Origin of the sequence: Variovorax paradoxus B4, from assembly GCF_000463015.1 — a bacterium.
Classification (GTDB): Bacteria; Pseudomonadota; Gammaproteobacteria; order Burkholderiales; family Burkholderiaceae_C; genus Variovorax; species Variovorax paradoxus_E.
In genome coordinates this window covers 5,234,011-5,259,314 of sequence record NC_022247.1, presented here as the reverse complement: position 1 = coordinate 5,259,314, position 25,304 = coordinate 5,234,011, and the positions used below count along the sequence as shown (strand labels likewise).

Sequence of the window (25,304 nt, the reverse complement as noted above, 5' to 3'; positions counted from 1 at the left end):
GCGAGAGCTTAAAGCCAACGCGGCGCCCGCGTCACCCGCGCCTAAACAATCGCGAAATGCTCCGTGCCGGCCGACAGGTCGGTGCTGCGCGCGCGCTGGCTGTTGAGCTTGATCTGCAGCCGCAGGTCGTTGGCCGAGTCGGCGTTGCGGATGGCGTCCTCGAAGGTGATCGAGTGGCTCTCGAACAGGTCGAACAGCGCCTGGTCGAAGGTCTGCATGCCAAGGTTGCGGCTCTTCCTCATGATCTCCTTGATCTCGCCCACCTCGCCCTTGAAGATCAGGTCCGAAATGAGCGGCGTGTTCAGCAGCACTTCCACTGCCGCCACGCGGCCCTGGCCGTCCTCGGTGGGCACCAGGCGCTGGGAGATCAGCGAACGCAGGTTCAGCGACAGGTCCATCAGCAGCTGGGCGCGGCGCTCCTCGGGGAAGAAGTTGATGATCCGGTCCAGCGCCTGGTTGGCGCTGTTGGCGTGCAGCGTGGCCATGCACAGGTGGCCGGTTTCGGCAAAGGCCACCGCGTGCTCCATGGTCTCGCGGTCGCGGATTTCGCCCATCAGGATCACGTCGGGCGCCTGGCGCAGCGTGTTCTTGAGCGCGGCTTCCCAGCTGTCGGTGTCGATGCCCACTTCGCGCTGCGTCACCACGCAGTTCTTGTGCGGATGCACGAACTCGACCGGATCTTCCACCGTCACGATGTGGCCGTAGGAGTTTTCGTTGCGCCAGTCGATCATGGCCGCCAGCGTGGTCGACTTGCCCGAGCCGGTGGCGCCCACCAGGATGGTGAGGCCGCGCTTGGTCATCGACACGTCCTTCAGCACCTGCGGCATGCCCAGCCCGTCGATGGTCGGCAGCTTGGCCGGGATGGTCCGCAGCACCATGCCGACCTTGCCCTGCTGCACGAACGCGTTCACGCGGAAGCGGCCGATGCCCGTCGGCGAGATCGCGAAGTTGCATTCCTTGGTGCGCTCGAACTCCGCCGTCTGGCGGTCGTTCATGACCGAGCGCGTGAGCGCCAGCGTGTGCTGCGCCCCCAGCGCCTGCTGCGACACCTTGGTGACCTTGCCGTCGACCTTGATCGCGGGCGGAAAGTCGGCGGTGATGAACAAGTCGCTGCCGTTGCGGCTCACCATGAGCTTGAGCAGGTCGTTGATGAACTGGCTGGCTTGATCGCGTTCCATGATGTCGGTACTCCGAAGGGCTGTGGATCAGCCGGGGAAATTCTCGGGGATCTTGGCCTTGCCCCGTGCTTCCGCCGCCGAAATGGCATTGCGGCGCACGAGGTCGGTCAGGTTCTGGTCCAGCGTCTGCATGCCCGAGCCCTGGCCGGTCTGGATGGCCGAATACATCTGCGCCACCTTGGCTTCGCGGATCAGGTTGCGGATGGCCGGCGTGCCCAGCATGATCTCGTGCGCCGCCACGCGGCCCTGGCCGTCCTTGGTCTTGCACAGCGTCTGCGAGATCACGGCCTGCAGCGATTCGGACAGCATGGCGCGGATCATTTCCTTTTCCTCGCCCGGGAACACGTCGATGATCCGGTCGATGGTCTTGGCGGCCGACGAGGTGTGCAGCGTGCCGAACACCAGGTGGCCCGTTTCGGCCGCGGTCATGGCCAGGCGAATGGTTTCCAGGTCGCGCAGCTCGCCCACCAGGATGGCGTCCGGGTCTTCGCGCAGCGCCGAGCGCAGGGCGTTGGAGAACGAGAGCGTCATCGGACCGACCTCGCGCTGGTTGATCAGGCACTTCTTGGATTCGTGCACGAATTCGATCGGGTCTTCCACCGTGAGGATGTGGCCGTACTCGTTTTCGTTCAGGTAGTTGACCATCGCGGCCAGCGTGGTCGACTTGCCCGAGCCGGTGGGCCCCGTCACCAGCACCAGCCCGCGCGGCTTGAGCGCCAGTTCCGCGAAAATCTTCGGCGCGTTGAGCTGCTCCAGCGTGAGGATCTTCGAAGGAATGGTCCGGAACACCGCCGCCGCGCCGCGCGCCTGGTTGAAGGCATTCACGCGGAAGCGCGCGAGGCCGTCGATCTCGAACGAGAAGTCGACCTCCAGGAACTCTTCATAGTGCTTGCGGTGCGTGTCGCTCATGATGTCGTACACCATGGCGTGCACCGACTTGTGGTCGAGCGCATCGACGTTGATGCGCCGCACGTCGCCGTGGACGCGAATCATCGGCGGCAGGCCGGCCGACAGATGCAGGTCGGAGGCTTTGTTCTTGACGCTGAATGCCAGCAGTTGGGTAATGTCCACGGGGCTCCTCGGCTCGAGTTCGGTGACGTTTTGATACGATTTTGGAAGATTATGACGATGATTGGCGACGACCTCCAGCAAGTAAAGAACCGGATCGCAAAGGCCTGCGCCGAGCATGGGCGCAACCCGGCCGAAGTCCGGCTGCTGGCGGTGTCCAAGACCTTCGGGCCCGAGGCCGTGCGCGAGGCCCATGCGGCGGGGCAGCGGGCCTTCGGCGAGAACTATGTCCAGGAGGGGCTGGACAAGATCGCGGCGCTTTCGGACCTGCGCGCGGAACTCGAATGGCACTGCATCGGCCCTCTGCAGAGCAACAAGACGCGGCCCGTGGCCGAGCAATTCGACTGGGTGCACGGCATCGACCGGCTCAAGATCGCCGAGCGTCTTTCGGCGCAGCGGCCGGCGCATCTGCCGCCGCTGCAGGTGTGCCTGCAGGTCAACGTGGACGGCGGCGCCAACAAGTCCGGCGTGCCCCCGGAAGAGGCGTTGCCGCTCGCGCGCGCTGTGGCGGCTTTGCCACATCTGCGGCTGCGCGGGCTCATGGCCATTCCCGAACCGGCGCCGGATTTCGCCGCGCAGCGCGAACTGTGCCTGCGCGCCCGCGCCGTGTACGACGCGATCCGCGCCGCCGGCATCGAGCTCGACACGCTCTCGCTGGGCATGAGCGCCGACCTCGAAGCGGCCGTCAGCGCCGGCAGCACGATGGTGCGCATCGGCACCGCCATCTTCGGCCGCCGCTAGATGCCCAGCGGCAGCCGCGCGCTGCTCTTGATTTCCTCCATCACTGCGTAGGTGCGGGTTTCGCGCACGCCGGGCAATTGCCACAGCACCGTGCCGGCGAAGTCGCGGTAGGCCGCCATGTCGGCCATGCGGGTCTTGAGCAGGTAGTCGAAGCCGCCCGCGACCATGTGGCATTCCATGATCTCGTCGCGCACCTGCACGGCCGCCTTGAACTGGTCGAACACGTTGGGCGTGGTGCGGTCGAGCAGTATTTCGACGAACACCGTGAGTCCGCGCCCGAGCTTGTGCGGATCGAGCCGCGCCTCGTAGCCCTGGATGAAACCGTCGCGCGTGAGCCGCTGCACCCGGGCCAGCACGGCGGTGGGCGAGAGCGCCACCATCTCGGCCAGCTTGAGGTTGGTGATGCGGCCGTCTTCCTGAAGAATCTTCAGCAGCCGGAGATCGATGCGATCCAGATCCAGGTCGAACATTGGTGAATTATCCGGCTGAGTCCATATTTTTTGGAAAAAGATTCGGCATATATCCAAAGACTATAGGGGATGGAACCAAGGAACTGCCATGCACCTGCCCATCCCTTACCGCCCTGAAGCCGATGTCGTCTCGCACCGGCTCGCCTCGCTCGAAGGCGCGCTCGACTGGACCGCCGCGGCCGCCGCCGCCACGCCCTGGGTGGAGGCGGTGCGCCGCCATCCGCCGCCGTTCTGGGCCATGGAAAGCCTGCTGCGCGAATACCCCATTTCCAGCGCCGAGGGGCTGGCGCTGATGCGCCTGGCCGAGGCGCTGCTTCGCGTGCCCGACGCCGCCACGGCCATCGCGCTCACGGCCGACCAGCTGGGCCGCGCCGATTTCGAGGGCACGGCCGATTCCACGCTGTCGCGGCTGTCGTCCGCCGCGATCGCGATGTCGAAGAAATTCCTGCCCGAAGGCGACCACCCGCCCGGCCTCATGGCCAAGCTCGGCGCGCGCACGGTGGTGGCCGCCACGCTGCGCGCGGTGCAGCTGCTGGGGCGCCAGTTCGTGCTGGGCCAGACCATCGCCGAAGCGATGGACGAAGCCCGCTCCGCGCACCGCAAGCAGGACGCCCTGCGCTTCAGCTACGACATGCTCGGCGAAGGCGCGCGCACCGACGCCGATGCGCTGCGCTACCTCGACAGCTACACGCAGGCCATCGGCGCCATTGCGGCCGGTGCCGATGCGGCGCGTGCGCCCGAGCACAACGACGGCATCTCCATCAAGCTCAGCGCGCTGCATCCGCGCTACGAAGACGCGCAGCGCGAGCGCGTGATGCGCGAACTGGTGCCGCGCGTGTGGCAGCTGTGCGAGCTCGCGGCCGATGCCGGCCTCAACCTCACCATCGATGCGGAAGAGGTCGACCGGCTCGAGCTGTCGCTCGACGTGTTCGAGGCGCTGGCCGCGCGCGTGGCCGCCGAACGGCCGCAATGGCGCGGCTTCGGCCTGGCGCTGCAGGCCTACCAGACGCGCGCGCTCGAACTGATTGCGCACGTCACGGCGGTGGCGCGCCGACACAAGCTGCGGCTGATGTGCCGCCTCGTGAAGGGCGCCTACTGGGACGCCGAGATCAAGCGGGCCCAGGAACTCGGCCTGCCGCACTACCCGGTCTTCACGCACAAGCACCACAGCGACGTGAGCTACCTGGCCTGCGCGCGTGCGCTGCTGTCGGCGCCCGACGCGGTCTATCCGCAGTTCGCCACCCACAACGCGGGCACCATCGCGGCCATCCTGCAGATGGCCGAGGCGGCCCAGGCACCCTTTGAGCTGCAGCGCCTGCATGGCATGGGCGAGGGCGTCTACCGCGAAGTGATGAAGAGCACCGACGCGCCGGTGCGCGTGTATGCGCCGGTGGGCCAGCACAAGGACCTGCTCGCCTACCTCGTGCGGCGCCTGCTGGAAAACGGCGCCAACTCGTCGTTCGTGAACCAGCTCGGCGACGAGGACGTGGACATCGGCGAGCTGCTCATGTCGCCGCTCTGGCTCGAGGAGGCGAACCCCGCCTTGCCGCTGCCGCCCGCGCTCTACGGCCCGGCGCCGGCGCGGCGCAACAGCGAAGGTATCGACCTTGCCGTGGAGCCGATGCGCGCGCCGCTGCTGGCGGCCCTGGAGACCACCGCCGTGCCTGGTATCGAAGCGTTCGACGCCGCGGGCGCGCCCAAGGCCGTTGCCGCCAGCGCCGCCGCTTTCCGCCGCTGGCGCAAGACGCCGGTCGAGGCGCGCGCCGCCATGCTGCGCCAGGCCGCCGACGCGCTGCAGCGCGAGCTGCCGCGCTTCTGCGCGCTGCTGGTCAAGGAGGCCTTCAAGACCTGGGGCGACGCGGTGGCCGAAGTGCGCGAGGCCGTCGACTTCCTGCGCTACTACGCCGACGAGGCCGAACGCATCATGCAGCCCGTGGCGCTGCCCGGCCCCACGGGCGAGAGCAACGAACTGAGGCTCACGGCGCGCGGCCCCTGGGTGTGCATCAGCCCGTGGAATTTTCCGCTCGCGATCTTCACCGGGCAGGTGGCGGCCGCGCTCGCCACCGGCAACACGGTGCTTGCCAAGCCGGCCGAACAGACGCCGGCCATCGCGCTCGAAGCCGTGAAGCTGCTGCACGCAGCCGGCGTGCCGGCCGATGCGCTGCAGCTGCTGCACGGCCCCGGCGAAACGGTGGGCGCCGCGCTGGTGGCGGCGCCGGGCGTGGCGGGCGTGGTGTTCACCGGCTCGACCCAGGTGGCGCGCATCATCCACCGCGCGCTCGCGGCCAAGGACGGCCCGATCGTGCCGCTGATCGCCGAGACCGGCGGCATCAACGCGATGCTGGTCGATTCGAGCGCGCTGCCCGAGCAGGTGGTCGACGCCGTGGTGCAGAGCGCGTTCCGTTCGGCCGGCCAGCGCTGCTCGGCGCTGCGGCTCCTGGTGCTGCACGACGGCATTGCCGAGGCGGTGATCGAGATGATCCGCGGCGCGGCCGGGGAACTGACCGCCGGCGACCCGGCGCTGCTGTCGACCGACGTGGGGCCGGTGATCGACGGCGAGGCGGCCGACAACATCCGGCGCCATCTGAAGCGCCTGGATTCGGAAGCGAAGCGCCTGCTTGCACCGGCTTCTTCTTCAACCGGGGGCAACCTGATCGCGCCGCAAGCCTACGAGGTGCCCTCCATCGACAGCGTGACCAGCGAGATCTTCGGGCCGGTGCTGCAGATCGCGCGCTGGGGCCAGGGCGAGCTGAGCGATCCCGCGGAGGTGATCGAGCGCATCAACGCGCTCGGCTACGGCCTCACGCTCGGCATCCAGACCCGCATCGATTCGCGCGCGCAGGCGCTCGCGACGCGTGCGCACGTGGGCAACATCTACGTGAACCGCAACATCATCGGTGCGGTGGTCGGCGTGCAGCCCTTCGGCGGCGAGGGCCTGAGCGGCACCGGACCCAAGGCCGGCGGGCCGCACTACCTGTACCGCTTCTGTGCCGAGCAGACGGTCACGGTCAACACCACGGCGGCCGGCGGCAACGCGGCGCTGCTGAGCACGGTTGCGTAGGGCCGCGGCCGGTCATCTTCAACGCAAGGGATGGCCGTCTCCTTCGGCGCGCGCGGACGATTGCCGGCTGTTGAACTCGTCGATCAGCGCGCCGTAGGCCGGGCTCGTGCGCAGCCGCGCATATTCGGCGGCGGCCTGCCGGTAGGCGGGGCTCGACGGATCGGCGCCCGCTTCGCCGTTCTGCTGCGCGGCCAGGCCGGAGCGGATCCAGAGCTGCGTGTCCGCGGCCACGACCGCGCGGCTGTTCGCCGAGACCCGCGGCTCGGGCTGCGGCGAGCCCTCGGCATAGCCTTGCGTGGGAGCGCTCGCGAGCCACTGCCGGGCGTCGGCCGAGACGGCGGCGCGCGTGGTGGACGAGCTGAACGGAACGGGCCGCGGATCGCCTTCCGCGTAGTTGCCGGCAAAACTCGGCGCCGAGGCGATGGCAAGCAGTGCGGCGACGGTGGCAGTGCCGAGAACGCGGGTGGTGGAAGAGAACTTCATTCGCTGACTCCTTGATGTGGTGGGTTGGTGAAACCAACTCTACGAAGTGGATCTGCGCGATCGCTGACCGGTCGATGACAGTTCGGTTATCTGCGGCGGCCCCGGTGCACGCGTACACGTGCACACGCGGGGCCGCTGGTTGTTTATCGCTCGCCCGACGGGATCGTCCCTTCGCGCATGGCCTTGATCGCTTCCGCCGCCACGGCCTCGCGCGTCGCGGGCTGGCCCGCGCGCGATGCGGGCCAGGGCGCGCCGCGGCTCACCGCATTCCACGCGGGCTGCTTCTGCGCCGCCTCGAGTTCGGCGACGACCTTGTCGCGCGACGGGTCCAGGCGAAGATGGTCGGGGTAGCGTTCCACCCCGGTCTCGGTGGGCGCGAAGTGGAATTCGCCGGCGGCCGAAGCGGCCAGGGGCGCCAGCGTGGCGACAGCCAGGACCGCGGCGGACAGCGGGGCGAAAAGGGTGCGGTGCAGCATGGTGAAGATCTCCTTGGGTTGTTTGCCGGCGCCACATGGCACCGGCCATGCCGGCTCATGCCGGCATGCCGGATCAATCTAGGAATCCAGGCCGTCAATGGCCGCACGCCGCGATTACGTCTGTGCAATCGGTGGCCGCAACGCCGCATAACGTCTCTTGCATAACCGCCTTCGCGGCGCGCATAAGCCATGGCGCGACGCGCGCGAGAGGTCTATCGTTGCGGCCATCCATTCAAACCAAGGGATCTCCCATGAGTGAAAAGCTCTCCTTCGTCAATCCGACCGCCAACAGCCCCTGGGGCACGTACCTCTCGCAGGTCGATCGCGTGGTGCCGTACCTCGGCCCGCTGGCCCGCTGGGTGGAGACGCTCAAGCGCCCCAAGCGCGCGCTGATCGTCGACGTGCCGATCGAGATGGACGACGGCACCATCGCCCACTTCGAGGGCTACCGCGTGCAGCACAACCTGAGCCGCGGCCCGGGCAAGGGCGGCGTGCGCTTCCACCCCGACGTCACGCTGGAAGAAGTGATGGCGCTGTCGGCCTGGATGACCATCAAGACCGCCGCCGTCAACCTGCCGTACGGCGGCGCCAAAGGCGGCATCCGCGTCGATCCGAAGAAGCTTTCGCTGCAGGAGCTGGAGAAGGTCACGCGCCGCTACACCAGCGAGATCGGCATCATCATCGGCCCGCACACCGACATTCCTGCGCCCGACGTGAACACCAACGCGCAGATCATGGCGTGGATGATGGACACCTATTCGATGAACGTCGGCGGCACCGCCACCGGCGTGGTCACGGGCAAGCCGCTGCACCTGGGTGGCTCGCTGGGCCGCGTCAAGGCCACCGGCCGCGGCGTGTTCGTCACCGGCCGCGAAGCGGCGCGTCGGCTGGGCCTCGACCTGCGCGGCGCGCGCATCGCGGTGCAGGGCTTCGGCAACGTGGGTTCGGTCGCGGCCGAGCTTTTTGCCGAAGCGGGCGCGAAGATCGTCGCGGTGCAGGACCACACCGGCACCATCGTCAATTCCAGCGGCCTCGACCTTGCGACGCTGATTCCGGTGGCCAACAAGGAAGGCGTCGTCGCCTTCAAGGGCGGCGAGGTGGTGCCCAACGAAGCCTTCTGGGACGTGGCCTGCGACATCCTGATTCCCGCGGCGCTCGAAGGCCAGATCACCGCCGAGCGCGCGCAGAAGACGAGCGCCAAGCTGGTGCTCGAAGGCGCCAACGGCCCCACGGTGCCCATGGCCGACGACATCCTTGCCGAGCGCGGCGTGCTGGTGGTGCCCGACGTGATCTGCAACGCCGGCGGCGTGACGGTGAGCTATTTCGAATGGGTGCAGGACTTCTCGTCCTTCTTCTGGGACGAGGACGAGATCAACGTGCGCCTCGACCGCATCATGATGAAGGCGCTCAACCAGATCTGGGACACGGCCGACAGGCACAAGATCACGCTGCGCACGGCGACGTATGCGGTGGCCTGCGAGCGCATCCTGATGGCACGCCAGGAACGCGGCCTGTATCCCTGATCCGGCGAGGCCGCGGGGGTTGTACGCTCGCGGGATGAGCACCATTCCCGCGCAAGAACTTCCCTCCGTTCCCGCCGACGGCCTCGCCCGGCTGCAGGCGCTGATGGCCGACGGGCGGCGCAAGCTGCTCGGCCTGGTCGGCGCACCCGGGGCGGGCAAGTCCACGCTCGCGCTGGCGCTGCTGCGGGCCGTCGGCGCCGAGCGCGCGCAGGTCGTGCCGATGGACGGCTTCCATCTGGCCAACGTCGAGCTGCAGCGGCTCGGCCGCGCCGGCCGCAAGGGCGCCCCGGACACCTTCGACAGCGCCGGCTATGTCGCGCTGCTGCAGCGGCTGCGCACGCAGGGGCCGAACGACCCCATCGTCTATGCGCCCGAATTCCGCCGCGAGATCGAGGAGCCGATCGCCGGCGCCATCGCGGTGCTGCCTTCGACGCAACTGGTCATCACCGAGGGCAACTACCTTCTGCACGACGCCGGCCCCTGGGCCGGCGCGGCGGCCATTCTCGACGAGGTCTGGTACGTCGACATCGACGATGCGGTGCGCGAGGAGCGCCTGCTGAAGCGCCACCAGCAGTTCGGCCGCAGCGCCGAGGCTGCGCGCGACTGGGTGGCCGGCACCGATGCGCCCAATGCACGCTTGATTGCCGCCACCCGCGGGCGTGCGCACCACCTGCTGCGCTGGGCCTGAAAACTTGCGGCGCGAGGGGAACGCCGGCGCCGGGCCATGCTCGAAGCTTCGCCGGCGCACACGCCGGTTAGGATTCGCCGCTCCATGACCCTGCCTCCCCTTTCCACTTCTGCTTTTTCCGTTCTTCGCACGCCCGTTCTGGTTCTCGGCCTCGTGTCCATGCTGGTGCTCGCCGCTTGCGGCAGCAGCCCGCGCCGCGTGTCGTACGAGACCGAGGAGTTCGATTCCACCACCACCCACACGCGCACCTACACCGCCACGGAAGCCCAGACCTGCGAAGCCGCGCGCCGCGCCCTGCTGAGCCAGGGCTACATGATCAGCGCGGCCAACCCCGACCTGGTGACCGGGCGCAAGAGCTTCCAGCCGGCGTCCGAGGTGCATGTGGAGGTCGAGTTCCGCGTGGTGTGCGCGCGCGAGGGCGGCAAGGCCGGCGGGCGAAGCACCGTGGCCTTCGCGACCGCGCTGCAGGACCGCTATGGCATCAAGAAGGTCAACAACTCGGCCAGCGTGGGCGTGGGCGCCTTCGGATCGCTCTCGCTGCCCTTTGCCGGCAGCGACGACGCGATGGTCAAGGTGGCCAGCGAAACGCTCACCGACGAGCTCTTCTACGACCGCTTCTTCGCGCTGCTCGATCGCTTTCTCGAGGGCCAGGGCGGCGAAGAGCCTGAAGTTCCCAGCGTGGCACCCGAAGCGCCGCGGCCCTCTGCGCCGCCAGCCCTCACCTTTCCCGTGAAGCCGGTACCGAACCTGGGTTGAGCGTGCGCCGGCGGGCGGCGCCAGATAGCAAGATGCGTCTTACAATCTGGCGTGGCTTCCAAAATCGATTCCCCTGACGCGGCGCAGTGCGCCTCGCATGTCCGCACCGCGGTGTCGCAGCTGTCGCGCCAGCTGCGCAGCGGCGCGGCCGCGCCCGAAGGCCCGAGCGTGGCCAAGCTCAGCGTGCTGGGCCAGCTGCACCGGCACGGGCCGTGCACGCCCACCGCGCTGGCGGGGCATGAACGCGTCAAGCTCCAGTCGCTGACCCGGCTGCTGGCCGAACTGGAAGCCGAGGGCTGGATCGGGCGCGCGCCGCATGCCACCGACGGGCGCCAGTGGATGCTGTCGCTCACGCCCGAGGGCATGCGCCGGCTCAAGGCGCTCATGCGCTCGCGCGAGGCCGCATTGGCCCGCGCCATTTCCGCAACGCTGAGCGGCGAACAGCGCGCGCTGCTGCTGCAGGCCTGCGGGCTGCTCGACCGCATTGCCGGCGCACTCGAAAGCGACGGCGAGCCCTCCGCGGACGTGGCCCGATCGCGATGATGCGCATGGCACCCGCCCTGCGGCGCATCGGCGGCTTCTGGCAGCAGGGCCGCTGGCGTGCGGGCGCGCAGTTGGCGGCCACGGTGGCGCTCGCATGGCTGGTGGCCGCGGCGATGCGGCTGCCCGAAAGCTTCTGGGCCGTGATGAGCGTGCTGATCGTCATGCGACCGAGCGCCGGCGCCACGCTCGATGCCGGCTGGGAGCGCGTGCGCGGCACGGCCGGCGGCGCGCTTTGCGGACTCGCGGGGGTCTACCTGCAACACCTGGGCACGCCGGTGCTCGCGACCACGCTGGCCACCGTCATGCTGCTGGCTTTCGCCGGCGCTGCATTGCCGGGCTTGCGCAGTGCGCCTGTGGCCGCGCTGATCATCCTCTCGGCCAGCGCCATTCCCGGCCACTCGCCGCTTCAGGTGGCGCTGTTGCGCATGGTGCAGACCGGCGTCGGCGTGGGCGTGGCACTGGCGGTTTCGGTCGTCGCGTCGGAGTACCGCGCGGGTCCGCGCTTCGATGCGGGTTGCGCTGCATTGCTGCGCGGCATGGCGAAGCGCCTGGCCGCGCTGGGCAGCGGCAGCGCTGCCGGGCTGCCTGCCGAGGCCGAGGTCGAACGCGTCAATGCCGCCGCGCGCGCGGCGCTCGCCCGGCTGGCGGTGCTCGCGGGCAGTGCAGACCTGGAAGCCCGCTGGCGGCGCCGCGGCGCTGCCGTGCCGGCGGCGCAGTCCTGCCGCAGCAAGGCGCGGCTCGCGGCGCGGGTCTTCCAGGACGCCACCATGCTCGAACGCATGCTCCGCCGGGCGCCGGCTGCCGATCCCGCGTGGCAGGACAGCGCCCGGGCCGCGGCCGCCGCGCTCGCCGCCGTGGCCGATGCGCTCGATGGCCAGGGCATGCCCGATCTCGCGAGGCTTGCGCAGATCGCAAGGCGGCATGAGGAGCCGGGCGCTTCGTCCGCCTTGCTGCTGGCGGCGCCGGTGTGCCTGCTGCTCGAAGACCTGCAGCGCATGCAGCGCTGCGTGAGCGGCATGGGGGCGGCCACGGCCTGAAGCCGCTCAGCGCACCAGCGTCGACTTTCCGAACAGGCTCTCGATCAGCTCCACCGCCACTTCGGCGGTCTGGTTGCGCACGTCGAGCGCCGGGTTGAGCTCCACCACGTCGACCGAGCCGAGGCGGCGGGTGTCGGCGACCATTTCCATGCACAGCTGCATCTCGCGGTAGGTCGGGCCGCCGCGCACGCCGGTGCCCACGCCGGGCGCGATGTTCGGGTCGAGGCAATCCAGGTCGAAGCTCACGTGCAGGTGGGTGTCCTCGTCCACGTCCTGCAGCGCCTCGGTCATGGTGGTGCGCATGCCGTGCTCGTCGATGTGGCGCATGTCGAACACATGCAGGCCGAGCGTGCGGATGGCGTCCTTCTCGTCCGCGTCGACGCTGCGGATGCCGATGAAGCGGATGGCGTCGTGCTCCAGCGCGGCCCGCTCGCCGCTCCAGCCGGTGAGCGCCGCGGGCCCGTGGCCCAGCAGGCAGGACACGGGCATGCCGTGCAGGTTGCCGCTCGGGCTGGTGGTTTCGGTGTTGACGTCGGAGTGCGCGTCGAGCCACAGCACGCGCAGTTTCTTGCCCCGCTTGCGCGCATGCCAGGCCACGGCGCTGATCGAGCCGATCGCCAGGCAATGGTCGCCGCCCATCATGAGCGGCACGTGGCCGGTGCCCAGGGCGGTGTCGACGGCCGCGTAGACCGAGCGATTCCAGGCGATCACTTCGTCGAGATGGCGCAGGCCGTTGGCCGGCGGCGCCCAGGGCGTGGCGGGGCCCGCGAGATTGCCGCGGTCGATCACGGTGAAGCCCTGCCGCGCAAGCGCCTCCGCGAGCCCGGCCACGCGCAGCGCATCGGGGCCCATGCCGGCGCCGCGCACGCTGGCGCCGATGTCGGTGGGCGCGCCGATCAGTTCGAGGGTGGTGCCGTTGTCGTTGCTCATGTCGATGTTCGTCCGATGTGCTTCCACAGGTAGGCATAGCCCAGGGCGTCCATGAAGGCCGACTCCTTGTTGTCCGTGGCCGCGCTGTGGCCGCCTTCCATGTTCTCGTAGAAGCTGGCGTCGTAACCCATGGCGGCCAGCTTGGCGGCCATCTTGCGCGCATGCACCGGCCCCACGCGGTCGTCGCGCGTCGATGTGGTGAAGAGCGCCGGCGGATAGGGTTGGCCCTTCTTCGCATTCTCGTAGGGCGAGAAGGCCTGGATCCATGCCCATTCTTCCGGCTGGTCGGGGTCGCCGTATTCGGCAATCCAGGAAGCGCCGGCCGACAGGTGGGTGTAGCGCTTCATGTCGAGCAGCGCCACCTCGCTCACGATGGCGCCGTAGAGCTTGGGATAGAGCGTGAGCATGTTGCCCATCAGCAGGCCGCCGTTGCTGCCGCCCATGGCGCCCAGGTGCCGCGGCGAGGTGATGTTGCGCGCGATGAGGTGCTCGGAAACCGCGGCGAAGTCTTCGCAGGTGCGCAGGCGGTTGCGCTGCAGCGCGGCCTGGTGCCAGCGCGGCCCGTACTCGCCGCCGCCGCGGATGTTGGCCACCACGTAGACGCCGCCCTGCTCGAGCCATGCGCGGCCGATGGCGCCGCTGTAGCTCGGCTGCAGCGAGATCTCGAAGCCGCCGTAGGCGTACTGCAGCGTCGGGTTGCTGCCGTTGGCCTGCAGGTTCTTCGGCGCGATTTCGAAGTAGGGCACGCGCGTGCCGTCCTTCGAGGTGGCGAAATGCTGGCTCACGCGCAAGCCGGAGGCGTCGAAGAAGGCGGGGCTGTCTTTCAGCGGCTCGGGCTCGCCCCGGCCGATGGTGCCGACGTAGAGCGTGGTCGGCTGCAGGAAGCCGCTCACGGTCAGAAAATAGTCGTCGTTCTCGTCTTCGTCGATGCCGCCGGCCGCGATGGTCGAGAGCTCGGGCGCGCCGCCCAGGCTCTCGCGCTTCCATTGCTGCGAGCCGGCCTGCGGCGTGAGCACTTCGAGCTTGTTCACCACGTCGTGCATCACGTTGAGGATCAGGTGGTGGCGGGTCCACGAATGGTCGTCGAGCGCGGTGGTGTCGTCGGGCTCGAACAGCACGGTGATCTCGCGCTTGCCGGCCATGTAGTCGTCGAACCGCGCCGCCAGCAGCGAGCCCGGCTTGTAGGTGGCGCCGCCCACGGTCCAGGGGCTGCGCGGCTCGACCAGCATCCACTCGCGCGTGACCTCGGTGCTGGCGTCGTCGGGCACGTCGATCTTCGCCAGCCGGCCGTCGCTCGCGCGCAGCCAGGTCTCGCTGTCGTAGAAGTCCATCTGGCGCGAGACGAAGTCGCGCTCGAAACCCGGCGTGTTGTCGCGCCAGGCGCTGACCGTCATGTCGTCCGCGCCGCCTTCGTAGACCGTGGCCGCGCTTTCCAGCGGCGTGCCGCGCTTCCATTCCTTCACGATGCGCGGATAGCTGGAACTGGTCATCGAGCCGGGACCGAAATCGGTGGCCACGTAGAGATGGTTCATGTCCTTCCAGGCGACGTTGCTCTTGGCCTCGGGCAGCGCGAAGCCGCTGGCGACGAACTCCTTGAGCTCGAGGTCGAACTCGCGCACCACGTTCGCGTCGGCGCCACCGCGCGAGAGCGAGATCAGGCAGCGCTTGTAGTCGGGCTGCAGGCACTGGGCACCGTGCCAGACCCAGTTTTCCTTGTCGGCCTCGGCCAGCGCGTCGACATCGATCACGGTTTCCCAGTCGGGCCGGGGCTTGCGGTATTCGGCCAGTGTGGTGCGCCGCCACAGGCCCTTGGGGTTCTTCCTGTCGCGCCAGAAGTTGTAGAAGAGCGGGCCGATCTTGCGCACCATCGGGATGCGGGCTTGCGAGTCGAGCACTTCGAGGATGCCCTGCTCCATCCGCTCGAAGGCGGGCGATTGCGCGTAGCGCTGCACGGTCTTCGCGTTGTGCTGCCGGGCCCATTCGAGCTGTTCGGCGCCGTCGATGTCTTCGAGCCACAGGTGCTCGTCGGGCTGCGTGGAAGCGGTGGATGTCATGGGCGCAGTGTACGAATCCGCCGTGAAGAAAGGCATGCCTGCCGGCAGGGTCGGCCAAAGCTATTGAATTCATAGCGCACCGCGCGCGGGTCTCCGGACAAACCCGCGTTCCGCTGTTTGGCCTCGATGCGCGGGCTGCCCACGGGTATCCTGCCGGACGGCGCCCGGCGAACACAAGGAGACACGACACATGAAACACCTGAGCGGTCTTGATGCCACCTTCCTGCACCTGGAAACACCCGAGATGCCGATGCACGTGGGCTCGCTCAACGTGCTCGACCTGCCCAAGGGCTACAAGGGCGATTTCTACGAGGACGCCAAGCAGTTCATGGCCGGCCGCATCCACCTGGCCGACGTGTTCACGCGCAAGCTCGCGCTGATGCCCTTCGACATGACCAACCCGGTGTGGGTGGCCGACGATGACATCGACCTCGACTACCACGTGCGCCACATCACGCTGCCCAGGCCCGGCACCAACCGGCAGCTGCAGCAGTACGTGGCGCGGCTGCATTCCACGCTGCTCGACCGCAGCCGCCCGATGTGGGAGTTCTTCATCATCGACGGCCTGAAGAGCGGCCAGGTGGCGCTCTACACCAAGGTGCACCATGCGGGCATCGACGGGCAGGCCGGCGTGGCGCTCGGCAAGGCCATCTTCGACCTCGAGCCCACGGGCCGCGTGGTGAAGCCGCCGCGCGCGCGTCCGCGCAGCAGCGGCTACCAGCTCGGCATGGCCGAACTCGCGACCGCGGCGCTGCGCAACACGGCGCAGCAGTACGTCAAGCTGTTCAAGATGGCGCCGGCCATTGCGCGGGCGCTCGGCGGCCTGGCCAAGCCCGACGAGAAGGCGGCCGAGAAGGACGCCGCCACCGCGCCGAAGAAGTTCAACCTGTTTGCCCCGCGCACCTCGCTGAACGTGTCGATCACCAACCAGCGCACCTTCGCCGGCCGCACCATTTCGCTGGCCGAGACCAAGCACATCGCCAAGCATTTCGGCGTGTCGCTCAACGACGTGGTGATGGCCACCGTGGCCGGCGCGCTGCGCCACTACCTGGCCGACAACAACGAGCTGCCGGCCAAGCCGCTGGTGGCCGGCGTGCCCGTGAGCCTGCGCGAGGCCGGCGACGACACGGCCAACAACCAGGCCAGCATGATCCTCGTGAGCCTGGCCACCGACATCACCGACCCGGTGCAGCGGCTGAAGGCGATCAACGCCTCGTCGACCAGCTCGAAGTCGACCATGAACCGCTTCAAGGCGGTGATCCTCGACGACTTTCCCACCTTTGCCGCGCCCTGGCTGGTGTCGGGCATCGCCTCGATGGTGGGCCGCTCGGGCCTCGTGAACCTGCTGCCGCCGGCCGCCAACGTGGCCATCTCCAACGTGGCGGGCGCGCCGTTCCCGATGTACTTTGCGGGCGCGCTCGTCACCAGCTACTACCCGGTGTCGATCGCGAGCCACGGCACGGCCCTCAACGTCACGGTGCAGAGCTACAACGGGCGCATGGACTACGGCCTCATCGCCTGCCGCCGCGCGGTGCCCGACATCACAGAGATCGGCGACTACATGCTGGCCGAGCACCAGCTGCTGATGGGCCTGACGCAGACACATCCCGCGGCAGCGGGCGCGGCTCCCGCGAAGGCGGCACCCAAGCCTGCCGCGAAACCTGCCGCGGAACCCGTTGCAAGGAAGGCGGCAGCAAAGAAGCCGCCGGCAGTGAAGGCCTCCGCAGCCAAGGCACCGGTCGCCAAGACTGCCGCCAGGAAAGTGCCGGCCAAGGCAGCCGCACCCAAGGCCGCGCCGCGCAAACCCGCCGCGCCCGCCAAACGCGCCAGGGCGGCCGCTGCGGCATGATCGGCAGGCAGGCGGGCCGGAAAATTGGGGCAGTTGGACTAGTTTTCCAACCGTTCTAGCTTTTCAGGCCTAGGCACTCCGGAAGAAGATCACCCCATCGCGATTCCCGCGACCGATCAACTTCCAGGAAATCCACATGACCACGCAAGCTTCCTTCTCTTCCGCTGCCATCCACGTCATCGGCCAGTACAACGACGCAGGCAAGACCCTGGTGGGTGCCTATCGCGCCGGCGTTCATCGCCTGCTCGGCGGCGCCGCTTCGCGCTACAGCGAATTCCTGGGCAGCCGCCAGCTTCCGCTGGTGAGCGAGCAGGTCAAGGCCAACCTGATCGGCGCGCAGGAAAAGATCAACGGCTTCCTGGCCAGCCGCCTGGACATCGACACCGGCCGCATCGTCTCGGTGATGGACCGCGTCGCCGCAGGCACCACGAGCGGCATCGAAACCGTGGCCGGCCGCGTGGCGCGCGTCGAATCGCCCGTCGTCAGCTCGGTGGTCAAGACGCTGAATGCCCTGAACCAGCCGATCGCCAACGTGTCGGTGCAGATCGCCGACAAGGTGGCCGCCGGTGCCAGGCAGATCGAAGTGCGCGTGAGCGGCACCGAAGAAGAAGCCAAGCCCGTGCGCAGCGTGAAGGCCAAGGCCGCCGCCGCCAAGAAGCCGGTTCGCCGCACCGCCGCCCGCAAGGCGGCCTGACCCTGGAGCAACAACGCATGGCGACCCGCCTCGATCCGACGGACGATGCCAAGAAGAAGAGGGCGGCGCCTGCGAAGCCTGCAAGGAAGGCTCCTGCGGCCAGGAAGGCGCCCGCAGCCGGGAAGAGGGCTGCGGCGGCAACGAAAAAAACGGCTGCTGCCGCACCGGACGCCGGGCCGGGCAAAAAGGCCGTCGGCGCCGAGGGCCTGCTGCGTGCCGGCCTGAAGGTGCTCGGCAATGTGCGCGACGACGTCGCCAAGCGCCAGGCCAACGTGATCGAAGGGCTGCTGGGCATCGGCCAGGGCAAGTTCGATCCGGCGGGTGCCAAGCCCGCGGTTCCCCGCGGCTTCCCGAGCCTCGACAGCTTCGGCCTGCGCAAGTTCGAGGACGTGTTCGACCAGCGCGTGGCCACCGCCCTGCAGCGCCTGGGCATGCCCAGCGCGGAAGAGGTGCAGGCACTGCGTGAAGAGGTGATCCGGCTGCGCGAACGCCTCGCGCAACTCGAGCCAAAGAACGCCGGCCCGCGCGGCAGCGGCAAGCGCTGAGCGTCGGCCCGGCGAAGCACCGACGCACGCAGCAGCATCAGCCGGTTGTGGCCAGTTCCAACACCACGCGCGAGCGCATCCTGCAGGCCAGCCTTGCGCTGTTCAATGCGCAAGGCCTGGCGGCGGTGTCCACGCACAAGATTGCGGCCGAGCTCGGGATGAGCCCGGGCAACCTGCACTATCACTTCAAGGCCAAGCAGCTGATCGTCGAATGGCTGTTCCGGCGTTTCGAGCAGCGGCTCGAAGTGCTCGACGGGTCTTCCGGCTCGATCACCGCGATCGACGACCTCTGGCTGGCGCTGCACCTTCGCTTCGAAGCCATCGACCAGTACCGGTTCATCTACCGCGACATGGCCTTTCTGGCCAGCGAATACCCCGCGCTCGGCCAGCGCGCGCAGGCGCTCACCGCGCAGAACCTGCTGGCGGCCCAGGCGCTGTGCGAAGGGCTGGTGGCCTCGGGCGTGATCGAGACCAGCGCCGAGCAGGCGCGCATCCTCGCCTTGCAGATGGTCTTCACCACCACCTGCTGGCTCTCGTTCGAACGCCTGGTGCCGGGGCGCGACGCGCTGGCGCAGGCCGACCCGGGATTGGCGGCTTTCTACACGCTGACCTTGATTTCCCCGTATGTTTCCAGCGAATCGAGGGCTTACCTCGATTACCTGCGGGGCAAATACCTCGGATAAAGATCGCTGTTGTCCGACGGCGCGGTGAAACTTCGGTTCGCCATGCTCGTCCTACAGAACAAAGAACAGAAAGGAATGCCGCCCCCATGACCACCGCCACCCGAGACCCCATCGCGCCGCCGTCGGGCCTGCTGCTGCTGGCCGAAGCGCGCGCACTCTGGGAAACGGGCGCCGGCATCGCCATGTGGCCGCTGCTGCAGCTCGCGCCGCGCGGCGACGGGCATCCGGTGCTCGTGCTGCCCGGCCTCGTGGCGGGCGACGGCTCGACGCTGGTGCTGCGCCGCTACCTGTGCAGCCGCGGCTACGACGCGCACGGCTGGGGCCTGGGCCGCAACTTCGGCCCGCGCGAAGGCGTGGAAGACGGCATGCTCGCGCTCCTGAAGTCCCTCTGCGAAAAGAGCGGCCAGAAGGTCAGCCTGATCGGCTGGAGCCTTGGCGGCGTGTACGCGCGGCTGCTGGCGTCGGCGCAGCCGGAGCTGGTGCGCAACGTCATCACCCTGGGCAGTCCGTTTTCCGGCAGCCCGCGCGCCACCAATGCATGGCGCGTGTACGAGGGCGTGAGCGGCCAGAGCTCGCACGACCCGCGCCGCATGAAGTTCGTGCAGCCCACGCCGCCGGTGCCCACGACCTCGATCTTCAGCCGCACCGACGGCGTGGTCGCATGGCGCTGCAGCCTCGAGAAGCCGGGGCCGCAGGCAGAAAACATCGAGGTGGTGGCGAGCCATCTCGGGCTTGGCGCGCATCCGGCGGTGCTCTATGCAGTGGCCGATCGGCTCGCGCAGCAGGAGGGCGGCTGGAAGCCTTTCAACCGCGGCCTGCTGGGGCCGCTGGTCTATCCCGATCCAGGCCGCAAGGCCTGAGTTTCCGAGGGGCTAGGCCCCTGCCCAGACGTCGAGCACATAGCGCTGGTCGGCAATCATGCGGTCCATCCACGCCGCGCCGTCATGGCCATGCTCGCGCGCCAGGTCGGCCAGCGTGCGCCGCACGTCGGGCTCCATGCGCGAACCGTCGCCGCATACATAGATCACCGCGCCCGCTTCCAGCAGCTTCCACACGGCCGCGCCCTGCTCGCGGATCAGGTCCTGCACATAGACCTTGCGCTCGCTGGCGCGCGAGAACGCCGTGTGCAGCGTCATCAGGCCGCGGTGCGACCAGGCCTCGAGCTCCTCGGCATAGATGAAATCCTGCTCGGGATGGCGGCAGCCGAAGAACAGCATCGCGTCGCCCAGTGCTTCGCCGCGCTCGACCTGCGCCGCGCGCTCCTGCAGGAAGCCGCGGAACGGCGCGAGGCCGGTGCCGGGGCCGATCATGACGAGCGGCCGCTGCGCATCCTCGGGCAGGCGGAAACCTTCGGCCGTGGTCTCGCGAATGACGCCGTGCACCGTGTCGCCCGCTTCGGCGCGCGCCAGGTAGTTGGAGCACACGCCCTCGAAGGTGCCGTTGCCCGAGAGCGCCGGCGCGCTGACCACGCCCACGGTGACGCTGCAGCGCCCCGGCGTCATCGCCGGCGACGACGAGATCGAGTAGTAGCGCGGCGAGAGCGGCGACAGCATTTCGAGGAACACCGCGAACGGCAGCTGGCAGGCGCGGTGTTCCTCGAGCAGGTCGAGCAGCGACTTGCGCTTGTGCAGCACCTCGGCCCTGTAGGCCGCCTGCGAGGCTTCGTCGCTGCCCGAGAGCGCGGCGAGCTTCGGCCTGGTGACCGGGCACTCGGTGTATGCCGCGAGCGTGGCGATCTGCTTGCGCGTGGCCACGTCCTGCAGCTCGACATAGTCGCCGAGCAGGCGGTCGACCGCCATCACCTGGTCGACCGGCAGGGCCGTCTTGCGGCCCGGATCGGCATGCAGCCGCACATGCGCCGAGCGGTCGAATCCGAAGCGCGCCATGGCGCGCTCCACCTGGGCCGGGCTGTTGCGCGGCACCACGCTCAGGTGGTCGCCGGCGCGGTAGTTCACGCCTTCGGGCAGCATCAGCTCGACGTGGCGCGTGGAGCGGCCCGCTTCGCCGGCGCCGCCGGGGTTCTTCTGCAGCTCGCGGTTCTCGATCACGCGCAGGGCCACCGCGCCCAGCGCGTCGACGAGTGCGTTCTTCTGCGGCGGCGGCAGTTCCTCGAGCGTGTAGAGCGGCTCGGCCTCGGCGGGCGTGTCGGCGCCGGACTGGATGCCGAAGGCCTTCACCAGTTCGGGCCAGAGCGCGTCGCTCCAGTCCTGGAAGGCGCCGTCCATGTCCTCGCGCGCATCGCCCTCGCCGCGCGGATGCACGCGCATGGCGCCGAGCGCCTCGAGCCGCTCGTCGATGCGCCGCGGTACCGCCTGGTAGGTGGCGGCCCAGTCGGTGTTGCCGCAGCCGAAGACGCTGAAGCGCACGCCATTGAGCGAATCGTCGGCCTTGTCGAGCCAGCGATGGAACTCGGCGGCGTTGTCGGGCGCCACGCCGTTGTACGAGGCGCAGACGATGGCGATGGCGCCATTGGCGGGCAGCCGCTCGGCGTAGTCGTCGAGCGAAGCCACCTGCGTCGAGAAGCCACGCAGCTCGCCGGCCTCGGCCAGCTGGCGCGCCAGGTCTTCGGCCGTGCCGAGGTTGGAGCCCTGCAGCACCAGCAGCGAGGTGCCGTGGCGCGCGGCCTGCGGCTTGCGCGCGGCCTGTTTCGTGGAAGCGGACGGCGCAACCGCCGCCTCCACGTGGGCGCCATTGCCGCGGGCGCGCGTGGCCGGGTCGCGCAGCAGTGCCTTGATCTTCAGGCCTTCCGGCTTGATCGTGAGCGCCTCCTTGATCCTGAGCTTGTAGCCCGTGTGGTCGACGAGGTCGAAGCGCTGCAGGATCATGCCCAGCGTGAGCACCGCCTCCTGCAATGCGAACTGGCGCCCGATGCAGGCGCGCTGCCCGTTGCCGAAGGGCTTGAAGGCATTCACCGGCCGCTCGCGCTCGGCCTCGCGGCTGAAGTGGTCGGGGTTGAACGCGTCGGCGTCTTCGCCCCAGATGCCCTTGTCGCGATGCAGCGCCAGCGCGTGCATGATGACCATGTTCTTCTTCTTGATCGTGTACTGGCCGCCGATGGTCGTGTCTTCCTTCGCGCGCATCGCGATGGCGGGGGCGGTCGGGTACAGGCGCAGCGCCTCCTTCAGCACCTGCATGACGTACTGCAGGCGGTTGACCTGCGCATAGGTCGGCTTCTGCGAGGTGTCGGGCCCGAACACGTTGTCGACCTCGGCCTGCGCCCTGGCCAGCGCCTCGGGGTTCTTGAGCAGGAAGTAGATCGCGAACGAGAGCAGGCCGCTGGTGGTCTCGTGCCCCGCGATCAGGAATTCGATGCACTCGTCGCGGATCATCTTGTCGGTGAGCTTCTCGCCGCTCTTCTTGTCCACGCCCGCGATCATGTAGCTCAGCAGGTCGGGCTTGGTGGCAATGTCGGCCCCGCCCGCGCGGCGCTCCTCGATGATGTCTTCCACCATCTTGTGCATGAAGCGGATGTCCTTGCGCTGCTGCGCGAGCTCCTTCTTGAGCATGAACTCTTCGAGCGGCAGGCCGCGGCGGTTCTGCACCGTCTCCAGCGTGCGCACCATCGCATCGACGAAGGGATGGAAGCCCTCGCGGTAGAACGAATTGAAGCGGTAGCCGAAACCGCACAGGCCGATGGTGTCGAGCGTGAGCGCCGTCATGTCGCGCACCACGTCCACCTCTTCGTCGAAGTTCAGGCGCTCCCACTTGGTGACCAGCTGGCCCGCGATGTCCAGCATCATCGGGTGGTAGGCCTGCATGGCGCGCTGGCTGAAGTTGGCCAGCAGGATGTTGTGCGGCTTCGACCAGGTCTCCTCGTGCGTGTCGGAGGTGAAGAGCCCGTGCGATGCCGCGCGAAGGCGCCGCAGCGCGCCGCGCGTGCTCTTGTCGAAGCGCGCCTCTTCGCAAAGCTCGTCGACCAGCGCGGGCGACGACACCACGATCACCGGCATGCCCGGCATGTCGAGCCAGTAGATGCCGCCGAGGTCCTGCGCGATCTTCCACATGTCGAGCACGGGGGAGTCGGAGCCGATCGACAGCAGGTTGCCGACGAACGGTTTCTTTGCGGGATGCGGGATCGGATGGAGCGAGTTTTTGCCTGCCATGGGTGTCGTGCCTTTGGAGTGGACCCGCTTCGGAGATTCCGGGGTGTGACTCCGGAGTATCCCGAGGGCACCGGCGGCGGGCAGGACGGGGTTTCCCTTAGGCTGGTTCAGTGCCCTTGTTCGGGGGCGCCGCTGTGCGGGGTGCGCTCCCGCCGACGGGGTGCCTTGCTCCGCGAATGTCCCCCGGCCTGCGGCCTCCTCCTTGATTTCGCTGCGCAAGGCACCCCATCGGCGGGAGCGTTATGCGCAGCGGTCGTTGATTGCAGGATCAATAGCCGCGTGTCCAGGTGCACAGGGCATCGGGTGCTCCCCGCAGCGAAATCAAGGAGGAGCCCGAAGGGCGGGGGACATTCGCGGAGGGGAGTACCCGGTGACCTGGGCACGCGCCCAGAAGGACTTCAGCCCCAACAGGAAGCCGAAGCCCTCAGGGCCGAACCATCTTGCATTCAGAGCCCTGTGCCAACTCGTTGCCCGTGTAGACAGCGTCCGTCCGGAAGCCGTAGTTCGTGCCTTCCCAGCCCACCTTCACGCTCTTGCCGTCGACCGGTGCAATCGTGTTGACCACCTGCGGCAGCAGCAGCTGATGGTCCTCGGCGCGCATGCGGATCGGCCCCACCACCGAGTCGTAGCTCGTGTCCTCGAGCGCACGCGCCACCTTCACCGTGTCGGTCGAGCCGGCCTTGTCGATCGCGGCGGCCAGCAGGCGTGGCGTGAAGTCGATGCGCGGCGCGAGGAAGTCCTTGCCCGTCTTCGCCTTGTAGGCCTTGGCCAGGGCATCGGCGCGCGGCGTTTCGGCCTGACCCGGATGCCATTCCGCCACCCAGGTCAGCTGCCCGAGCCTGGCCTGCGACACCGCCAGCACCGTTCCCGGCACCGAGCCCGCGCTGTGGTTGAAGTAGCGCAGGTTGTAGCCGGCATCGCCCGCGGCCTTGAGCAGCAGCGTCATGTCCTGGCCCCAGTTGCCGGTGATGACCGAGTCGGCCCCGCTTTGCTTGATGTTCGCGATGTAGGGCGAGAAGTCCTTCACGCGGCCGATGGGATGCAGCGTTTCGCCGACGAACTGCACATCGGGCCGCGCCAGCCCCACCAGCTGCCTGCCGTAGCTCGCCCACTGCTTGCCATGCGCATAGTCCTGGTTCAGCAGGTAGACCTTCTTCACGTCCGGCGTCTTCTTGATGTAGTTGGCCAGCGCCTTCATCTTCATCGCGGTGTTGGCCTCGGTCTGGAAGTGCCAGAAGCTGCAGCCCTTGCCGGTCATCTCGGGGTCGATCGACGAATGGTTCAGCACGATCAGTTCCTTGCCCGGATTGCGCTGGTTCCAGCGCGCCACCGATTGAACGAGCGCGGTCACCACCGAGGAGCCCGATCCACCCGTGACGATGGCCTTGGCGCCCTGGTCGATGGCCGCCTGCAGCGCGCTCTGGCTTTCCTGCGCCGAGAGCTTGCTGTCGAACTGCAGCAGCTGCAGCTTGGTGCCGCCGAGCACACCGCCCTTGGCGTTGATCTCCTCGATGGCGTACTGCGTGTGCGTCAGCATCAGCTCGCCCACGTTCGCGAACGGCCCCGAGAGCGGGTCGATGTAGGCGATCTTGTAGGTGGGCTGCTGCGCCTGCACGCCGCCGGCAAGGGCCAGCAGGCAGGCGAGGGCGACCGGCGCCAGTGGCGCGTGCTTGGACTTCATGGTTTTGTCTCTCTCGGGTTTTGTGGTCAGTCTTGGGTGCGAAGGCCGATCACCCGGCTCGCAAGCTTCGTGAGTTCGGCCACCACCTCGTCGGGCGAGAGGCGCCCGCCCGGCCGGTACCAGCTGTAAAGGAAACCCGGCAGGCTGCAGGCGGCCAGCGCGGTGATCTTGGTTTCGGTGAAGTCCAGGTCGCCGTCGCGGCGCGCCTCTTCGAGCAGCGGGCAGAGCAGGTCGTAGAAGTGGTGCGCGAGTCTTTTCTGCGCCGCGATGTATTCGGGCCGGTACACCTGCGGCTCGCGGTACGGAAAGAAGGCGCAGGGGTGGTGCGCAATGGTGGCGCGGATCAGGCGTTCGATGCCTTCGAGCACCTTCTCGCTCGCGCGGCGCGGATCGCCGGCCGCGAAATCGAGCGCGGTGAAGCAATCGACCGCGGGGCGCCACGACAGCGTTTCGAAGATCTCCTGCTTGTCGCGGAAGTAGTAGTACACGAACGGCTTGGTCACGCCCAGCGCGCGAACGATCTGCGCCATGGTGGTGTTGGCATAGCCCTGCGCCGCAAAGAGCCGTGCCGCCGCCTGCAGGATGCGCTCGCGCTGGAGGTCGGTGCCCTGCGTGGCTGCGCGCTGGCGCCCGGTGCCCTGCGGCAGGTGCGGCTGCGCCGTGGCAGCGGCCGAGGTTCCGGCCTTGCCAGAGGGTTTGTGCCGTGTCGCGGAAGTTATACCCATGGGTAGGATTGTTGGT

22 protein-coding genes are annotated in these 25,304 nt (G+C 68.6%); 12 read left to right on the top strand and 10 right to left on the bottom strand.

What is annotated here, in order from left to right; all coding sequences use genetic code 11:
- Positions 1-41: 41 nt before the first annotated feature.
- On the bottom strand, positions 42-1,178 hold the full coding sequence (locus VAPA_RS24450; protein WP_021012686.1) for a PilT/PilU family type 4a pilus ATPase: 1,137 nt from the start codon (positions 1,176-1,178) through the stop codon (positions 42-44).
- A 27-nt stretch (positions 1,179-1,205) separates the two neighbouring features.
- The gene (locus VAPA_RS24445) at positions 1,206-2,249 is read right to left on the bottom strand and encodes a type IV pilus twitching motility protein PilT (protein ID WP_021012685.1); all 1,044 of its coding nucleotides are present in this window, start codon (positions 2,247-2,249) and stop codon (positions 1,206-1,208) included.
- Between the two features lie 51 nt (positions 2,250-2,300).
- Between VAPA_RS24445 and VAPA_RS24440 the strand changes: the two genes are divergently transcribed.
- On the top strand, positions 2,301-2,987 hold the full coding sequence (locus VAPA_RS24440) for a YggS family pyridoxal phosphate-dependent enzyme (RefSeq protein ID WP_021012684.1): 687 nt from the start codon (positions 2,301-2,303) through the stop codon (positions 2,985-2,987).
- Here the strand turns inward: VAPA_RS24440 and VAPA_RS24435 are convergent.
- Positions 2,984-3,457 (bottom strand): Lrp/AsnC ligand binding domain-containing protein, encoded by a 474-nt coding sequence (locus tag VAPA_RS24435; RefSeq protein ID WP_021012683.1) that lies wholly within the window; start codon positions 3,455-3,457, stop codon positions 2,984-2,986. The two genes, VAPA_RS24440 and VAPA_RS24435, sit on opposite strands and share 4 nt — an antisense overlap.
- A gap of 88 nt (positions 3,458-3,545) precedes the next feature.
- On the opposite strand from VAPA_RS24435, the gene VAPA_RS24430 reads away from it, so the two are divergent.
- Positions 3,546-6,518, top strand: coding sequence for an L-glutamate gamma-semialdehyde dehydrogenase (locus VAPA_RS24430; protein ID WP_021012682.1), 2,973 nt, complete (start codon positions 3,546-3,548; stop codon positions 6,516-6,518).
- An 18-nt stretch (positions 6,519-6,536) separates the two neighbouring features.
- Here the strand turns inward: VAPA_RS24430 and VAPA_RS24425 are convergent, their stop codons facing one another.
- Positions 6,537-7,001, bottom strand: a complete 465-nt coding sequence (locus tag VAPA_RS24425; RefSeq protein ID WP_021012681.1) for a hypothetical protein — start codon at positions 6,999-7,001, stop codon at positions 6,537-6,539.
- Positions 7,002-7,144: 143 nt separating this feature from the next.
- Entirely contained in the window at positions 7,145-7,477 is a 333-nt protein-coding gene (locus tag VAPA_RS24420; protein ID WP_021012680.1) for a hypothetical protein, read from the bottom strand.
- Positions 7,478-7,728: 251 nt separating this feature from the next.
- On the opposite strand from VAPA_RS24420, the gene VAPA_RS24415 reads away from it, so the two are divergent.
- The 5 genes from VAPA_RS24415 (at position 7,729) to VAPA_RS24395 (ending at position 12,024) form a co-directional block, all read left to right on the top strand.
- Positions 7,729-9,000: a Glu/Leu/Phe/Val family dehydrogenase gene (locus tag VAPA_RS24415; protein WP_021012679.1), complete on the top strand. Its 1,272-nt coding sequence runs from the start codon at positions 7,729-7,731 to the stop codon at positions 8,998-9,000.
- 34 nt (positions 9,001-9,034) lie between these two features.
- The gene (locus VAPA_RS24410) at positions 9,035-9,688 is read left to right on the top strand and encodes a nucleoside/nucleotide kinase family protein (protein WP_021012678.1); all 654 of its coding nucleotides are present in this window, start codon (positions 9,035-9,037) and stop codon (positions 9,686-9,688) included.
- Positions 9,689-9,772: 84 nt separating this feature from the next.
- Positions 9,773-10,444, top strand: a complete 672-nt coding sequence (locus VAPA_RS24405; protein ID WP_021012677.1) for a DUF2242 domain-containing protein — start codon at positions 9,773-9,775, stop codon at positions 10,442-10,444.
- A gap of 51 nt (positions 10,445-10,495) precedes the next feature.
- Complete coding sequence (locus tag VAPA_RS24400; protein WP_021012676.1) at positions 10,496-10,987, top strand: MarR family winged helix-turn-helix transcriptional regulator; 492 nt, start codon at positions 10,496-10,498, stop codon at positions 10,985-10,987.
- A 5-nt stretch (positions 10,988-10,992) separates the two neighbouring features.
- Positions 10,993-12,024, top strand: coding sequence for an FUSC family protein (locus tag VAPA_RS24395; protein WP_230558928.1), 1,032 nt, complete (start codon positions 10,993-10,995; stop codon positions 12,022-12,024).
- Between the two features lie 6 nt (positions 12,025-12,030).
- On the opposite strand, the gene rocF is transcribed toward VAPA_RS24395, so the two are convergent.
- Positions 12,031-12,954, bottom strand: a complete 924-nt coding sequence (gene rocF / locus VAPA_RS24390; protein WP_021012674.1) for an arginase — start codon at positions 12,952-12,954, stop codon at positions 12,031-12,033.
- Positions 12,951-15,044, bottom strand: coding sequence for a prolyl oligopeptidase family serine peptidase (locus VAPA_RS24385; RefSeq protein WP_021012673.1), 2,094 nt, complete (start codon positions 15,042-15,044; stop codon positions 12,951-12,953). Before VAPA_RS24385 ends, rocF begins: the two co-directional genes overlap by 4 nt.
- Before the next feature lie 154 nt (positions 15,045-15,198).
- Between VAPA_RS24385 and VAPA_RS24380 the strand changes: the two genes are divergently transcribed.
- From VAPA_RS24380 to VAPA_RS24360, 5 genes are all read left to right on the top strand, one after another.
- Entirely contained in the window at positions 15,199-16,857 is a 1,659-nt protein-coding gene (locus VAPA_RS24380; RefSeq protein WP_021012672.1) for a WS/DGAT/MGAT family O-acyltransferase, read from the top strand.
- A 136-nt stretch (positions 16,858-16,993) separates the two neighbouring features.
- Positions 16,994-17,551, top strand: coding sequence for a hypothetical protein (locus VAPA_RS24375; RefSeq protein ID WP_021012671.1), 558 nt, complete (start codon positions 16,994-16,996; stop codon positions 17,549-17,551).
- Positions 17,552-17,568: 17 nt separating this feature from the next.
- Positions 17,569-18,096, top strand: coding sequence for a phasin family protein (locus VAPA_RS24370; protein WP_041946231.1), 528 nt, complete (start codon positions 17,569-17,571; stop codon positions 18,094-18,096).
- Positions 18,097-18,143: 47 nt separating this feature from the next.
- A complete protein-coding gene (locus VAPA_RS24365; protein ID WP_021012669.1) occupies positions 18,144-18,779 on the top strand; it encodes a TetR/AcrR family transcriptional regulator in 636 nt (211 codons plus the stop codon).
- Positions 18,780-18,865: 86 nt separating this feature from the next.
- Positions 18,866-19,639 carry an esterase/lipase family protein gene (locus VAPA_RS24360; protein WP_021012668.1) on the top strand — a complete coding sequence of 258 codons (774 nt, stop codon included), beginning with the start codon at positions 18,866-18,868 and terminating at the stop codon, positions 19,637-19,639.
- Positions 19,640-19,651: 12 nt separating this feature from the next.
- Here VAPA_RS24360 and VAPA_RS24355 read toward each other — a convergent pair whose 3' ends face one another.
- The 3 genes from VAPA_RS24355 to VAPA_RS24345 form a co-directional block, all read right to left on the bottom strand.
- Positions 19,652-22,882, bottom strand: coding sequence for a bifunctional cytochrome P450/NADPH--P450 reductase (locus VAPA_RS24355; RefSeq protein WP_021012667.1), 3,231 nt, complete (start codon positions 22,880-22,882; stop codon positions 19,652-19,654).
- Positions 22,883-23,306: 424 nt separating this feature from the next.
- Positions 23,307-24,563 carry a branched-chain amino acid ABC transporter substrate-binding protein gene (locus VAPA_RS24350; RefSeq protein WP_021012666.1) on the bottom strand — a complete coding sequence of 419 codons (1,257 nt, stop codon included), beginning with the start codon at positions 24,561-24,563 and terminating at the stop codon, positions 23,307-23,309.
- A 26-nt stretch (positions 24,564-24,589) separates the two neighbouring features.
- Positions 24,590-25,288 carry a TetR/AcrR family transcriptional regulator gene (locus VAPA_RS24345; RefSeq protein ID WP_021012665.1) on the bottom strand — a complete coding sequence of 233 codons (699 nt, stop codon included), beginning with the start codon at positions 25,286-25,288 and terminating at the stop codon, positions 24,590-24,592.
- Positions 25,289-25,304 lie beyond the last annotated feature (16 nt).

Bases quoted from the DNA above. Each gene is read 5' to 3' on its own strand.
- VAPA_RS24440 (WP_021012684.1), top strand. From the start codon at position 2,301: ATGACGATGATTGGCGACGACCTCCAGCAAGTAAAGAACCGGATCGCA.
- VAPA_RS24435 (WP_021012683.1), bottom strand. From the start codon at position 3,457: ATGTTCGACCTGGATCTGGATCGCATCGATCTCCGGCTGCTGAAGATT.
- VAPA_RS24360 (WP_021012668.1), top strand. From the start codon at position 18,866: ATGACCACCGCCACCCGAGACCCCATCGCGCCGCCGTCGGGCCTGCTG.
- VAPA_RS24410 (WP_021012678.1), top strand. From the start codon at position 9,035: ATGAGCACCATTCCCGCGCAAGAACTTCCCTCCGTTCCCGCCGACGGC.
- VAPA_RS24420 (WP_021012680.1), bottom strand. From the start codon at position 7,477: ATGCTGCACCGCACCCTTTTCGCCCCGCTGTCCGCCGCGGTCCTGGCT.
- VAPA_RS24355 (WP_021012667.1), bottom strand. From the start codon at position 22,882: ATGGCAGGCAAAAACTCGCTCCATCCGATCCCGCATCCCGCAAAGAAA.
- VAPA_RS24425 (WP_021012681.1), bottom strand. From the start codon at position 7,001: ATGAAGTTCTCTTCCACCACCCGCGTTCTCGGCACTGCCACCGTCGCC.
- VAPA_RS24450 (WP_021012686.1), bottom strand. From the start codon at position 1,178: ATGGAACGCGATCAAGCCAGCCAGTTCATCAACGACCTGCTCAAGCTC.
- VAPA_RS24370 (WP_041946231.1), top strand. From the start codon at position 17,569: ATGGCGACCCGCCTCGATCCGACGGACGATGCCAAGAAGAAGAGGGCG.
- VAPA_RS24375 (WP_021012671.1), top strand. From the start codon at position 16,994: ATGACCACGCAAGCTTCCTTCTCTTCCGCTGCCATCCACGTCATCGGC.
- VAPA_RS24385 (WP_021012673.1), bottom strand. From the start codon at position 15,044: ATGCCTTTCTTCACGGCGGATTCGTACACTGCGCCCATGACATCCACC.
- VAPA_RS24380 (WP_021012672.1), top strand. From the start codon at position 15,199: ATGAAACACCTGAGCGGTCTTGATGCCACCTTCCTGCACCTGGAAACA.
- VAPA_RS24395 (WP_230558928.1), top strand. From the start codon at position 10,993: ATGGCACCCGCCCTGCGGCGCATCGGCGGCTTCTGGCAGCAGGGCCGC.
- VAPA_RS24415 (WP_021012679.1), top strand. From the start codon at position 7,729: ATGAGTGAAAAGCTCTCCTTCGTCAATCCGACCGCCAACAGCCCCTGG.
- VAPA_RS24430 (WP_021012682.1), top strand. From the start codon at position 3,546: ATGCACCTGCCCATCCCTTACCGCCCTGAAGCCGATGTCGTCTCGCAC.
- VAPA_RS24345 (WP_021012665.1), bottom strand. From the start codon at position 25,288: ATGGGTATAACTTCCGCGACACGGCACAAACCCTCTGGCAAGGCCGGA.
- rocF (WP_021012674.1), bottom strand. From the start codon at position 12,954: ATGAGCAACGACAACGGCACCACCCTCGAACTGATCGGCGCGCCCACC.
- VAPA_RS24405 (WP_021012677.1), top strand. From the start codon at position 9,773: ATGACCCTGCCTCCCCTTTCCACTTCTGCTTTTTCCGTTCTTCGCACG.
- VAPA_RS24350 (WP_021012666.1), bottom strand. From the start codon at position 24,563: ATGAAGTCCAAGCACGCGCCACTGGCGCCGGTCGCCCTCGCCTGCCTG.